The 12,139-nt window shown below is 35.0% G+C and carries 16 protein-coding genes; 8 read left to right on the plus strand and 8 right to left on the minus strand.

The window, feature by feature from the left end; translation table 11 throughout:
• Positions 1-156 precede the first annotated feature (156 nt).
• Positions 157-855, plus strand: coding sequence for a Type 1 glutamine amidotransferase-like domain-containing protein (locus ACVYAD_RS11535; RefSeq protein ID WP_349658840.1), 699 nt, complete (start codon positions 157-159; stop codon positions 853-855).
• Between the two features lie 197 nt (positions 856-1,052).
• Here ACVYAD_RS11535 and ACVYAD_RS11540 read toward each other — a convergent pair whose 3' ends face one another.
• From ACVYAD_RS11540 to ACVYAD_RS11550, 3 genes are read right to left on the minus strand one after another with little or no spacing between them, the layout of a single operon-like run.
• Positions 1,053-1,856, minus strand: coding sequence for an ABC transporter ATP-binding protein (locus tag ACVYAD_RS11540; protein WP_349658337.1), 804 nt, complete (start codon positions 1,854-1,856; stop codon positions 1,053-1,055).
• Positions 1,857-1,870: 14 nt separating this feature from the next.
• Entirely contained in the window at positions 1,871-2,926 is a 1,056-nt protein-coding gene (locus ACVYAD_RS11545; protein ID WP_476426542.1) for a FecCD family ABC transporter permease, read from the minus strand.
• Positions 2,926-3,927 carry a FecCD family ABC transporter permease gene (locus ACVYAD_RS11550; protein WP_476426543.1) on the minus strand — a complete coding sequence of 334 codons (1,002 nt, stop codon included), beginning with the start codon at positions 3,925-3,927 and terminating at the stop codon, positions 2,926-2,928. The genes ACVYAD_RS11545 and ACVYAD_RS11550 overlap by 1 nt, the downstream gene beginning before the upstream one ends.
• A 171-nt stretch (positions 3,928-4,098) precedes the next feature.
• On the opposite strand from ACVYAD_RS11550, the gene ACVYAD_RS11555 reads away from it, so the two are divergent.
• Positions 4,099-5,079: an ABC transporter substrate-binding protein gene (locus ACVYAD_RS11555; RefSeq protein ID WP_349658334.1), complete on the plus strand. Its 981-nt coding sequence runs from the start codon at positions 4,099-4,101 to the stop codon at positions 5,077-5,079.
• 222 nt (positions 5,080-5,301) lie between these two features.
• Positions 5,302-5,592, plus strand: a complete 291-nt coding sequence (locus ACVYAD_RS11560; protein ID WP_476426544.1) for a DUF5316 domain-containing protein — start codon at positions 5,302-5,304, stop codon at positions 5,590-5,592.
• Between the two features lie 245 nt (positions 5,593-5,837).
• Here ACVYAD_RS11560 and ACVYAD_RS11565 read toward each other — a convergent pair whose 3' ends face one another.
• The 5 genes from ACVYAD_RS11565 to ACVYAD_RS11585 form a co-directional block, all read right to left on the minus strand.
• Positions 5,838-6,029, minus strand: coding sequence for a YjcZ family sporulation protein (locus ACVYAD_RS11565; RefSeq protein ID WP_349658332.1), 192 nt, complete (start codon positions 6,027-6,029; stop codon positions 5,838-5,840).
• 680 nt (positions 6,030-6,709) lie between these two features.
• Positions 6,710-6,916 (minus strand): hypothetical protein, encoded by a 207-nt coding sequence (locus ACVYAD_RS11570; protein WP_476426545.1) that lies wholly within the window; start codon positions 6,914-6,916, stop codon positions 6,710-6,712.
• A gap of 72 nt (positions 6,917-6,988) precedes the next feature.
• Positions 6,989-7,294 carry a DUF3784 domain-containing protein gene (locus tag ACVYAD_RS11575; protein WP_476426546.1) on the minus strand — a complete coding sequence of 102 codons (306 nt, stop codon included), beginning with the start codon at positions 7,292-7,294 and terminating at the stop codon, positions 6,989-6,991.
• A 388-nt stretch (positions 7,295-7,682) separates the two neighbouring features.
• Entirely contained in the window at positions 7,683-7,958 is a 276-nt protein-coding gene (locus ACVYAD_RS11580) for a hypothetical protein (protein ID WP_476426547.1), read from the minus strand.
• Between the two features lie 139 nt (positions 7,959-8,097).
• Positions 8,098-8,601: an NUDIX hydrolase gene (locus ACVYAD_RS11585; RefSeq protein WP_476426548.1), complete on the minus strand. Its 504-nt coding sequence runs from the start codon at positions 8,599-8,601 to the stop codon at positions 8,098-8,100.
• Between the two features lie 312 nt (positions 8,602-8,913).
• Between ACVYAD_RS11585 and ACVYAD_RS11590 the strand changes: the two genes are divergently transcribed.
• From ACVYAD_RS11590 to ACVYAD_RS11610, 5 genes are all read left to right on the plus strand, one after another.
• Positions 8,914-9,222 carry a hypothetical protein gene (locus ACVYAD_RS11590; RefSeq protein WP_197142438.1) on the plus strand — a complete coding sequence of 103 codons (309 nt, stop codon included), beginning with the start codon at positions 8,914-8,916 and terminating at the stop codon, positions 9,220-9,222.
• Between the two features lie 163 nt (positions 9,223-9,385).
• The gene (locus ACVYAD_RS11595; protein ID WP_386829073.1) at positions 9,386-9,805 is read left to right on the plus strand and encodes a hypothetical protein; all 420 of its coding nucleotides are present in this window, start codon (positions 9,386-9,388) and stop codon (positions 9,803-9,805) included.
• Between the two features lie 276 nt (positions 9,806-10,081).
• The gene (locus ACVYAD_RS11600) at positions 10,082-10,882 is read left to right on the plus strand and encodes a DnaD domain protein (protein ID WP_476426549.1); all 801 of its coding nucleotides are present in this window, start codon (positions 10,082-10,084) and stop codon (positions 10,880-10,882) included.
• 141 nt (positions 10,883-11,023) lie between these two features.
• Positions 11,024-11,245: a DUF1093 domain-containing protein gene (locus ACVYAD_RS11605; RefSeq protein ID WP_476426550.1), complete on the plus strand. Its 222-nt coding sequence runs from the start codon at positions 11,024-11,026 to the stop codon at positions 11,243-11,245.
• A 270-nt stretch (positions 11,246-11,515) separates the two neighbouring features.
• A complete protein-coding gene (locus ACVYAD_RS11610; protein ID WP_476426551.1) occupies positions 11,516-12,076 on the plus strand; it encodes a GNAT family N-acetyltransferase in 561 nt (186 codons plus the stop codon).
• The last annotated feature ends 63 nt before the right edge of the window (positions 12,077-12,139 follow it).

Consider the following 12,139-nt stretch of genomic DNA (forward strand, 5'->3'; position numbering starts at 1 on the left):
TGGACTGTTATTTGTTTTGTATACAACTAAAAATTAAAGCATTAGTTTAAACCTCAACTAATAATTCATTGTAAGAAAATGGATTAAATAGTATTGGCGTTGTATAATTAAGTTCAGTATTTTTAAAAAACTAAAATAGAACGGAAGTGGGAAGAGATGAAACAAATTATCGCATTAGGAGGAGGAGGCTTTTCTATGGAGCCGCATAATCCTTTATTAGATACATATATTTTACAGCAGTCTAACAAAGTTAATCCTAAGATCTGCTTTGTTCCTACTGCAAGCGGAGACTCAGAAAACTATATTGCAAGATTTTATTCATTTTTTAACTCACAACAATGCACACCGTCCCACTTATCACTTTTTTCACCTCCAACGCGAGATTTAGAAAGTTTTATTATGGAAAAGGATATCATTTATGTCGGGGGAGGAAATACTAAAAACCTTTTGGCTTTATGGAAGGAATGGTCGTTAGATTGCATTTTAAAAACTGCTTGGCATGAGGGAATCCTATTAACAGGCATTAGTGCTGGATCAATTTGTTGGTTTGAGGAAGGAATAACAGATTCATTCGGGGGAGAGTTAGAGCCGATAAAATGTTTAGGGTTTCTTCCAGGTAGTAATTGCCCTCATTATGATGGAGAAATCAATCGAAGACCAGCATATCATAATTTGGTGAAAGCTAATAAACTGTCATCTGGAATTGCCGCTGACGATGGAGTAGCCGTCCATTTTATCGATCAAGAAATTCATAAAATCATTAGTTCAAAACCAAATGGTAAAGCCTATAAGGTCTCGTTGGATAAGGATATCAAGGAAGAAGAGCTAGTTGTGGAATATTTAGGGGATGAATAAATAATTACGAACGAAGCTTTAAGTAAGCCACTCATGCCTTCTCCTGACTTGGATAGGCTTATTCATTGAGAAGAAATAAATCGTCACTACTAGCCGTTCATATATAGAATAAAAAAACACGTAACCTCTTAGTATCTTGTACTAATGAGGGGTTACGTGTTTTTATATGTTAATGAAGCAATAGGAATGTCTAATTTTTATGAATAAGAGATTTTACGCCCTTTACCAAAAGGAATACATAATGGTGTGCCAAAAATAGGATCATTCGTCATTTGACAATCTAGATCAAAAACATGCTTTACCAACGTCGTCGTCATGATTTCTTCAGGTCTTCCTTGCTGGAATACACCTTGGTCGCGAACCGTTATGATGTGGTCAGCATATCGACATGCTAAGTTAATATCGTGTAAAACCATAATAATTGTTCGTTTTTGCTGTTGATTTAATTCAAATAATAAATCTAAAATTTCTATTTGATGTGTTAAATCTAAGTAAGTAGTTGGTTCGTCTAAGAGGATAATATCTGTATCCTGTGCAAGTGTCATGGCAATCCAGGCACGTTGACGTTGACCGCCTGAAAGCTCGTCCACCGGTTTATCTTGTAAATGATCAACACCTGTTGCTTTTAAGGCGTTTAACACTATTTGTTCATCTTTTTCTGTCCATTGCTTGCGCCAGCTTTGATGTGGGTAACGACCTTGCTTAACAAGCTGTAGTACTGTTAATCCCTCTGGTGCTACTGGTGATTGAGGAAGAATAGAAAGTTTTTTAGCTACTTGTTTAGTCGATAATTTAAAAATATCTTGACCATCTAATAATACAGAGCCGTTTTTAGGCTTTAATAATCGAGCAATGGATCGTAAAAGTGTAGATTTTCCGCAACCATTGGCGCCAATTAGCACAGTAATTTCATTCATTGGAATAGATAAATTCAGATTTTCAATGATATTGGAATCACCATAATTTAATGTAAGTGATTTAGTTTCTAAAGTTGTAGTCATGAAATTTGACTCCTTTATTTTCTAGGGTTTCTAAATAATAAATAGATGAAATAAGGAGCACCAATGGCAGCCGTAAACACACCCGCTGGTACTTCTAAAGGACTAAATGCTGTTCGTCCGATAATGTCTGCAACCATTACAAGTAATGCGCCAATTGCAGCAGATGTAGGAATTAATACACCGAATGAAGGCCCTACAATGCGTCTCGCAATATGTGGTGCCATTAAGCCGACAAATCCGATCGCTCCTGCAAACGCAATCGCACTAGCAACTAGACTTGAACTCAAAATTATTAGAAAGAGTCTTGCCTTTTGTACAGACTGTCCTAAACTAGCTGCTGTATCATCGCCCAATTCTTGGACATTTAACTGTCGGGTAATAAAAAATGTGATAAGTAGTAGAACTAGTATTAAGGGAACTACAATTTGAACTTGATTCCAATCAGCACTTTTGACGCTCCCTGTAATCCACTTATTGGCTTCACTAGCTTGATAGATGGGACCAATAATCATTAACATCGTCGTAATGGCCTGCATAAATGCAGAGACTCCGATACCAATTAACACAAGACGGGTTGGTGTCACACCATCTTTCCAAGCAAATACGTAAACAATAAGTCCAACAATGGTTGCTCCGATAAAACCTGCGAGGGGTAACCATTCAATACTAACTGTTAAAGAATGATTGGAATCACTAAACATTGCTAAAAAACCAACGACTGCCGCTCCGCCACCTGCAGAAATACCGATAATATCAGGGGAGGCTAGTGGGTTTTTAATAATTCCTTGTAATATAGCGCCAGCCACTGCTAAAGCCATTCCAGCAAAAGCAGCAAGAAAAATTCTAGGCATTCTGAAATCAACAATAATTAATTGATCGAACTCAGAACCGTAGCCGGACAATGTTTGGATCACCGTAAAAGGATTTATAAACGAATCACCAAATGAGGCACTAAAGAAAAAAACGGCTAGTGTCATGATGCTAATAAACGTAAGTTTTTTAGAAGCTTTAACATCAAGTAAAAACGAGATTTTATTTTGTAGTAAACGTACTGTTTTTAACTGTTTCATTATTTTTTTCCACCTTTTCGCGCAAGGTAAATAAAGAATGGGGTACCAATCATCGCTGTCATTACTCCTACTGGTACTTCTTGAGGCATAATGATATAGCGGGCTGCCACATCGGCTAATAGTAAAAGAATACCACCTAATAGGGCAGCCATTGGAATAAGCCAACGATGATCTGTGCCAACAAACTTCCGCGCAAAATGGGGTACCACAATTCCGACAAACCCTATAGGACCAGCTATCGCAACTGAACCACCTGCTAATAAAATGACAATAATACCTACCATCAACTTCATCAATCCTAAAGGTAATCCGAGGCCTCTCGCTACATCATCCCCAAGAGCAAGTATATTCATTTTAGATGAGATTAATAGAGCACCAATCCATCCAATCACTAAATAAGGGAATACAGATAATAGAATTTCAAGCTTTCTGCCTTGCACGGAACCAGCTAACCAAAACAATACTTGTTCGAGTGCTGCTTCGTTTGTTGCAAGTAATCCTTGCGTAAAAGAAGCAAATAATGCACTAATAGCGGCACCTGCTAACGTTATTTTGACTGGCGTTACCGCGTCTCGTCCAGTCGAGCTAATAGCATAAACAGATAGAGCGGCTATTGCAGCACCTAAAAATGCAATCCATGCAAAGGCTTGTAAACTTGACACATGGAAGAAAATCATAGTAAATACGACCGCAAAGCCAGCTCCAGCATTAATTCCTAATATTCCTGGTGATGCTAAAGGGTTTTTCGTCAACGTCTGCATGAGCACGCCTGTAATAGCTAAGGAAGCACCTACACAAGTAGCGATAAGAGCTCTTGGAATACGGACATTTTGAATAATAATATGCTCGTTTGAATGATTAAACTGTGTAAAAGAGTCAATAGTCGTTTGGATGGACGTATTTGCATAGCCGTATACGATACTTATTCCGATACAAAGAAGTAGGAGTAATGTTCCTACAATTAAAGCAATTGTTTTTGAAAAATTATTTTTTAAAATCATATAAAGTTGTACTCTTCTTTCAATAGAATGTGCTTGCATATTAGTAAAAAAATTATTGACAATGATAGATTCTTACAATATGCTTAATTTCGTTCTCAAGTAGATGAAAGTGATTCTCATTATCGTTAAATCTGCTTAAACATTCTATCATATACATTGGGGGAAGAAAAGATGCAAAAGGCATTTCAAAAACTACTAGTTTTGCTTGCTGTTGTCGCTGTATTTGTTTTAGCTGCATGTGGCAATAACAAGGAAAACACGAAAGAAGAAAGTTCAACTAAGAGTAATGCTTACAGTGTCGAACATGCAATGGGGACAACTGAAGTTAAAGACACACCAAAACGAGTTGTCGTTTTAACAAACGAAGGGACAGAAGCACTTCTTGCTCTAGGTATTAAACCAGTAGGTGCTGTACAAGCATTTTCAGGTAATCCTTGGTATGACCATTTAAAGGATCAGTTGGAAGGCGTAGAAGTTGTTGGGGTTGAGAGTGAAGTTAACATTGAAAAAATTGCTTCTTTAAAACCAGATTTAATCATTGGAAATAAAATAAGACAAGAGAAAGACTATGCAAAATTAAGCAAAATTGCTCCGACAGTCTTCGCAGAGACATTACGCGGTGATTGGCAAGACAACTTTAAACTTTATTCAAAAGCGGTAAATCAAGAAGCTAAAGGCGAAGAAGTTTTAAAAGCATATAATGATAAAGTTCAAGCTGTCAAAGAAAAGCTTGGCGATAAAACGAATCAAGAGGTGTCATTCGTACGCTTTATGGCTGATAAATCTCGAATCTACTATACAGATTCATTCTCAGGCGTTATTTTTGATTCATTAGGATTTAAACGTGTACCAGAGCAAGCGGAACTATTTAAAGATAATGCGAAATTAGGAAAATTAGCTGTTGAGGTAGGAAAAGAAGTAATTCCTAAAATGGACGGAGATGTACTTTTCTACTTTACTTACATGCCAACAGGTGATGATACAGCATTAGCTACTGAAAAAGAATGGACAGAAGATCCACTTTGGAAAAACTTAAGTGCAGTACAAAAAGGGAATGTCCATAAAGTTGATGATGTAATTTGGAACACAGCTGGCGGCATCCTTGCAGCAGAAATTATGCTAGACCAAATTGAAGAAATTTTTGTTAAATAACAAAGATAACCTATATTATAAAACGCTATACTTTCATCGACGATGATGATTGTATAGTGTTTTTTATATACTCAATTCCAATGAGGTAACAGGCTCTACCCAAATTTGCAAGTCGCTATATGTTCTCGAATTATACATAGACCCTAGTTCAATAAAAAATTCACCTTATAGAGAAACAAAAGAGAGGAACTATGCGTAAAATAAAGGTAGGGGGGATTTAGGGTGAAATATTTGGCAATTGGTGTTTTCTTATCACTATGTAGTGTTTTCCTATCGAAGATTTTGTTGGGAATGGAAAAGATTTATGTAGTCCCAGGAGCAGTTGGCTGTATTTTTATTGTCATTTCAATGGTTTTTTCAGGTTCCATGGCCAGTGGGGATCGGATGAGGGCAAACTTTGCTACCGAAACTACAGAACATCGGGACGAACGGCATAAAATCACGATAAATTCCTTATACATTGCTTTACCAAATATTATTGTTGCGGTTTTATTTTATTATGTAAATAAATGATTTAGAATTTTGAGTACCTTACGTATAATGAAAAAACCTTCTAATGAAGTTGAAATCAATAATAAAAGGTCACTCGGACAAAAGTGACCTTTTTTGATTTAACTGTAGTATGTTAGGCTGGTAAGTTATCCTACTATTACTATTGATGTTATTTAGCAATAGAGAGTATGGAATGATTGAATGTAACAATGATAATTAGCATTAACTTTTATTATTAAAAATCTGAATAGTAGTAAAAGACTTCATTAATAATTCATGAATGTTGCTCCGACAATAATTAAAAGAATAAAGAGGACAACAATTAGGGCGAATGCTGAGCCGCCGCCGTAACCACCGCCGCCACCGCAGCCGTAACCGCCGTAACCACCGTAACCACCGCCGCCATATCCTCCGTAACAGCCACAGTTACCATAATTTCCACCTTGGTAGTATCCCATAAAATATCCCTCCCTTCTACAATCTATAATATGTTCATGTGTAGAAAGGAGGGGAGGTATTCATCTAGATTTTACTCAATTTCGTTTGAAAAATAGGAAAATTGATCATGAGGAATTACTCCAGAAAAAGGAACACCAACGCTAAAGATTCCTCGGATTTTTGAGTTTTTTTAGAAAGTAGAGCACGTTACTTAGGATATTTCGAGAAAAAATCATTTTTATAGAATAATAAAATTGAAACCATTACAAATTTCAACCGTATATAATAAGTAAGATTTTCGGAGGTGAATGTACTATGCCATTTATCGGATGGGCCATACTTACTTTTTCAATTGTATGTTACTTACCTTTTTTTATATGGCTTTCTGCTAGTTATCTTAGAAATGGGGATCAATCAAAAAGAAAAAATAACTATTGGTTATTCTTAATGATAGCTGGATTATTAAATTCATTGAATTTATTTTTGTTTAAGATGAAAGATACATATTTCTTGGCAGTAATAGTCATTATCATTTTATTATCGAGCTTATACATGTTCTTCATCGTTCGGCAAGATAAAAGAAAAGCGATGGAATGACTAATTAAACATTGGGAAAATTTGTGCTGCAGTACATAAAAAAGTATCCCCTTGAATGTAGACTAATTCAAGGGGATACTTAAAAAATCTAGAAAGTTCTTCGCTATCTAGAGGATTCGAATTTACCTCTGCTTTTTAAAATTGCTTCTGTTTTAATACCCGCGTTGAAAACGGACACTATCATAATAAAGAAAAATAGAATTTGAATGAACCTATCTGCTGTCCAATAGCCCAAATAATTCATAAATACAAAGATGACAAATAAAATAGCGGTAACAATGGGCGAACAAAGGCGTAATTTACGAGACATTACATATCCTCCTTTTTATGTAATAAACCATATTCTAAGGTTAACATAAAAAGAGCCTAAGAAAGACTCTTTTTAAAGTGGTTTATTCATTATTTGTTTCAGGACCAAAGTTGCTACTGTGCCTAGACATATACAAACGACATAAATAATACCACTAATGATACCAAAAAAATCTAAACCAAAAGGTAAAAGAAAAGTAGAAATACCTACTATGTATGAGAATAGCCCAAATAGCTTAGCTAGTTTATCTTTATCCCCAAAAAAACTTTCTTCTTGGTAACCCGCAATAAGCCACAGTTTCTTTTTTATATGGGTAAGATAACCCATGAAAACAAAGATTAAAGCAAGAACTATACATATAATATAGCCAGCAATCATTTTCGCCACCTCACTTATTTTAGGACTAATAAACATACGAATAAAACAAAAATGAGTTTTCCAAATTATTACTGAACGTAATCTATTCGAAGGTATTTCATCATAATAAACTATGAAGACTCTCACTAAATTTGAAAATGCTTATATATTTATCAGTATAAGTATAAAAATATTAGGGGAATTAAAATAACAATGAAAGAGAAGTAAAAAAGGGTCACTCGAACCAAAGTGACCCTAAACCACAAACTAGGAGGGCAAAGCTAAGTTAGCTTTATACTACTATTAATATGATTTGGTAGCTATGTTTGTATAGTGAAATGCCTCTGAATTAGATTAAAAAATTAAGTCTATAGATGATGTTTAAAAATTGTGTTTTCATCACTTTTTTCTACATGATTTCCTTATTAATTTTAAGGCGATACAAGTAATAAGCATAGCAGGTAAAATAAAGAGCTATAAGACTGAAAAAAGAAACCTCGTTCATATAACCAAACATCGCTAGTGCTAGAAGACTAAAGCCGAATAAATTAATCATCAAATCAAATGCTTTTGATTTGGCATTTTGACTTAATTCAATATTTCTTTCATCTTTTTCCTCAAGAAGCTGTTCCTTTGTTTTATTCTTTTCATCTACCAATTTATTGAAGCCCACACCTAATAGCATGACTCCGCAAAATCCAACAGTTGATAGATGAGGTATTTAAAGAGGGGGCCCTTCTTCTAACAAAACATTTGAAGACATAAAAAAGGCTCCCAATCAAAATATTTCGACCGGGAGTGAGCCATTTCACACAAAACTATTTTTACATATAAGAAGGTTTGCTACTTAAAGCCGCTTGTAAAACTACATTTGAAAACTCATGGTCATGGATAACATAAGGTACTTCGTCCGGCTCAACCCAAATGCGCGAAATCGTTTCATGTTCTCGCAGAAACGGGAGACAGTCTTGAACTTCCATACAATAAAACATTTGATAACCGATTAACGGGTACTTTCCATCAGCTTTGAATAAAGGATTCTCCTCGTGGCTGACTTCAATTGCTCCTATATAGTTGATAGGACCCTTTACATAGCCTTCTTCAAATGCCTCTCTCTGAAATGCTTCTTCAGGTGATTCTCCATTTTCTATATGACCGCCAGGAAAGTTAAATCCTCGCCCGTCTACATGAACTAACAAAACATACCCATTATAAAAACAAACTCCGTGTACACTTGTTACTTTGCTGTAATCGTGAATATTTTTATTTGGGTACCACGTCAGTTTAAGATAATGTCCGCCCCAGTCCACGTAGGTTTGATTGTTCATATGTTGCCTCCTTTTTATTTAGGAACTCATTATATTTCCATTTTAGTTAATGAAAATATATATGTATAATCCTTTAATAAAAAAAACACAAGTTTTAAGGGGCCAATCTGGAAATAAAGCACAAAAGCTGGCGAGTAATGCTGGGGGTTCATTAACTAAACAAAATACAAAAAGAGTCACATTTAACTAGGTGTGGCTTTTTCTTATGCATCTAATAGCTATAAAAAGAAACAATGGAAGTCATCTTAATGCCAGATCACTAAGGTGCAGCGATATTTGACATCAACTATACGCAATGAAAGAGGTGGTACTATGCAAATAACAAATGGTAAATGGATTTTTGATTCTGAAGTGATCGATGAAGTTGCGAACAAAATACAACGAGATGAGCAGGAGCGAGAGATGGTAAATGCTTTTGCTCGCTATGCCTACCTTCGATACAAGCAGATTCGAGATAGTGTAAATCCTCGTAAATGTAGATATATGAGGATTGATCAAGTGCGTGAACAATTAAAATCACCAGCGAAGCTACGAATAGTGAGCAGTCGATTTTCTATTTCAGAAGAAGAAGTTGTTTATATCGTTGATTTTGTGAAAAAGTATTTGAAGTATGTTAAATAAATCAAAATCTCCCGGTCATAAAAATTAACCCGGGAGATTTTCTTTGTTTGTTGATTTTGATTTTGTAGCCTCTTAGGTTTGTTAAAAAGCTCGAAAGGATATCATTTCTCATCTCTCCACACTATATAGTATGATAAAGTGTAGAATTAAGGAGCGTGAGAATATGAGATTCATTAAATTCCTTCTAGTTATTGTCATTGTCCTGGGTGCCATCGGTTATGGGGTTTATCATTATGGTGTGAAGTTTGCATCCGAAAAAGTCGTTGATACAATTTCTTCAGAATTAGAGGAAAGTGGTCAAATGGATGAAATTAAAACTACGATTGAAAGCGACCCTCAATTAAAATCATTTATGGAAGAGGCCAAAACTGCAGATAGTAGCAAGTTACCGTTTACAACTAAAGAAGAGGCAACAAAAGTAATCATTCAAAAAGTTGGTATTTCGGAGCTTAATAATATAAGAACAAAAGTACAAAATGGTTCAATGACGAAAGAACAAATCATTCAAGAGATGGAAGGTAAATTAACAGACGAAGAAATTTTGGCACTAAAAGTAATCGTCTATAAAGAATTATATAAATAAAACGTTTACAGACTATAAAAAGTAAAGATACAGGACATGCCATTGTAGCGTGTCCTATTTTTTCTGCTTTCTAAAGTGATTTTAATGAAAATATTTGTCCCTCATTTTGTGAAACAACTGTATATAAAGAGAGAGAAATCTCATTTTTTTACTTAACTCAAAGAATTTACAGGGAGGGGCATCATGGCTATATTTAGGGTTCGTAAAAAGGAGAATTTTGTTGTGTTAGACAAAGGGTTTTTGAATGACATCCGTTTAAGCTGAAAAGCTAAGGGTTTGCTTGCTTATATGTTGTCATTGCCAGATGATTGGTCATTTAGTATTTCAAATTTAGCTACTAAGAGCAAATGCAGTCGTGAATCCACGGCTAATACTATAAAGGAGTTAACGAAAGCGGGCTATATTCACAAAACGCAGGTCAGAACAAACCACGGGAAATTCGGGAAATTGGAGCTGTTCGTGTTCGAAACACCAAGAACTGAACCGTATAGTAAAAAGCCGATAACGGTTAATCCGTCACCGGAAAAACCGATAACGGAAAAACCGCCACTACTAAGTAATAATAAATCATTAAATAATTATGTACTAAATAATAATAATGATGATGATATAAAGGGGCAACCCACTGGTGAAAACCTTCAAAAAACACAAACGGCATTCGAGTTTTATGAGCAAAATGGATTTGGTTCTCTAGTCGCTCATGTCACAAAAAAAATCGATTTTTGGATTGATGATCTGTCAGAGGACCTTGTTATACATGCTATGAAGTTAGGAATAGAAAACAATGTACTTCGTTGGAATTACGTAGAAAAGATTCTTCAAGATTGGAGTAATAAGAAACTGACATCCATTAAGGAAGTAGAAGCGGACAATCTACAATTTGTAGCTCAAAAACAACAACGACAAAATCATACTAATCGATCTACTCATCAAAAATATAAAGAGATAGTCCCCGAATGGTTCCATCAACGTCGTCAAAATGACAGTGAGATAGAAGTAGAACAAGCAATTGACTTTGAAGCTGAGCGTCAAAAAATTTTGGAAACATTAAGAAGCTTAACTGGGGATGCAAGGTGAATGATATCCGAGTTCATTGCTGTTTAGTAAGATGACAATTTTGTCAGTTAACTGTCATGTCCCGAAATTTAAGGTAGTGAAGGGATAATCTATACTCTTTAGTAACGATACGATTTCGTTAGAAAAGAGGAGACAGAAGAAATGAAGATGATGAAATTCATGGCAATAGCAATTTTATTCAGTACTTTCTTAGTTGGTTGTGGTGAAAAGGGAGCATTGATAGAAAAAGACTACTATGTTCAAATTAACGAGGAAGTACAAGCGCCTAATAGTAATGGCCAATATGTTTATGCAGTAGAAGGGTATGATAAGGATGGAAATGAAAAGGTTGTAAGTTTTTTGCTGAAAACCATTTTGAAATAGGAACAATCGTCCGTGTCCCTAGAAGCTTAAATGGATACACTGGTGAACCTCAAGTAATGAATGTGGATGAGTTACCAAAAAATATTAAGGAGAAATTCAATCAGAGCTAGATCCAAATTTTCAAACGTCATGTGAAATGAAGACAAACCTAAAAAGAGGGGCCTTACTCATATCGATTTGAGAATGTCCCTCTGATCTATAAATGAACACCGCATTTACATAATATGGTACTATGGAATAGTAGTTTACTATATGCAAAGGGGCATACTTATGAACGCACATTTCAACTTTACGGATTTCCCCGTATTAACAACAGAACGTTTCATATTACGAAAGGCACAGGAAAGTGATTGTTTTGATCTTTTGGAGCTTTATTCAACTGAAAGTGTTGTGAAATACATACCATTGGAACCTTTTAATTCAGTGGAAGATTCAAAAAATGAAATGAATTGGTATGAAAAGATTTACGAAGACCAGAGTGGCTTACGATGGCTTATAGAAGAACCTACAACTAAAAAAGTAATCGGAACATGTGGTTTTTTAAATTATGAAAAGGCTCATAACCGTATAGAGATTGGTTATGATTTAATTCCTTCTTACTGGGGGAAGGGCATAATGAAGGAGACATTAAGTAGTATCATTCATTTTGCTTTTACTAAGATGAACATGAATAAAATAGAAGCAAAAGTCGATCCAGAAAATATATCATCCATTAAATTATTGGAAAAATTAAATTTTTGTCAAGAAGGTATATTAAGAGAGCATGAATTTGAAAAAGGAAAGTATGTAGATTTAATTAATTTTTCCATTTTGAAAAGGGACTATTTGTAATTTATAGTTCTGTTGATCTAATAATATTTTTATAGTAAACCTCAAGTAGGGACTACTTACTTG

Source organism: Lysinibacillus sp. G1-3 (assembly GCF_056322905.1).

Coding starts and splice junctions, on each gene's coding strand:
- ACVYAD_RS11535 (WP_349658840.1), top strand. CDS start 157: ATGAAACAAATTATCGCATTAGGAGGAGGAGGCTTTTCTATGGAGCCG.
- ACVYAD_RS11540 (WP_349658337.1), bottom strand. CDS start 1,856: ATGACTACAACTTTAGAAACTAAATCACTTACATTAAATTATGGTGAT.
- ACVYAD_RS11545 (WP_476426542.1), bottom strand. CDS start 2,926: ATGAAACAGTTAAAAACAGTACGTTTACTACAAAATAAAATCTCGTTT.
- ACVYAD_RS11550 (WP_476426543.1), bottom strand. CDS start 3,927: ATGATTTTAAAAAATAATTTTTCAAAAACAATTGCTTTAATTGTAGGA.
- ACVYAD_RS11555 (WP_349658334.1), top strand. CDS start 4,099: ATGCAAAAGGCATTTCAAAAACTACTAGTTTTGCTTGCTGTTGTCGCT.
- ACVYAD_RS11565 (WP_349658332.1), bottom strand. CDS start 6,029: ATGGGATACTACCAAGGTGGAAATTATGGTAACTGTGGCTGTTACGGA.
- ACVYAD_RS11570 (WP_476426545.1), bottom strand. CDS start 6,916: ATGTCTCGTAAATTACGCCTTTGTTCGCCCATTGTTACCGCTATTTTA.
- ACVYAD_RS11575 (WP_476426546.1), bottom strand. CDS start 7,294: ATGATTGCTGGCTATATTATATGTATAGTTCTTGCTTTAATCTTTGTT.
- ACVYAD_RS11580 (WP_476426547.1), bottom strand. CDS start 7,958: ATGCTATTAGGTGTGGGCTTCAATAAATTGGTAGATGAAAAGAATAAA.
- ACVYAD_RS11585 (WP_476426548.1), bottom strand. CDS start 8,601: ATGAACAATCAAACCTACGTGGACTGGGGCGGACATTATCTTAAACTG.
- ACVYAD_RS11590 (WP_197142438.1), top strand. CDS start 8,914: ATGCAAATAACAAATGGTAAATGGATTTTTGATTCTGAAGTGATCGAT.
- ACVYAD_RS11595 (WP_386829073.1), top strand. CDS start 9,386: ATGAGATTCATTAAATTCCTTCTAGTTATTGTCATTGTCCTGGGTGCC.
- ACVYAD_RS11605 (WP_476426550.1), top strand. CDS start 11,024: ATGAAGATGATGAAATTCATGGCAATAGCAATTTTATTCAGTACTTTC.
- ACVYAD_RS11610 (WP_476426551.1), top strand. CDS start 11,516: ATGAACGCACATTTCAACTTTACGGATTTCCCCGTATTAACAACAGAA.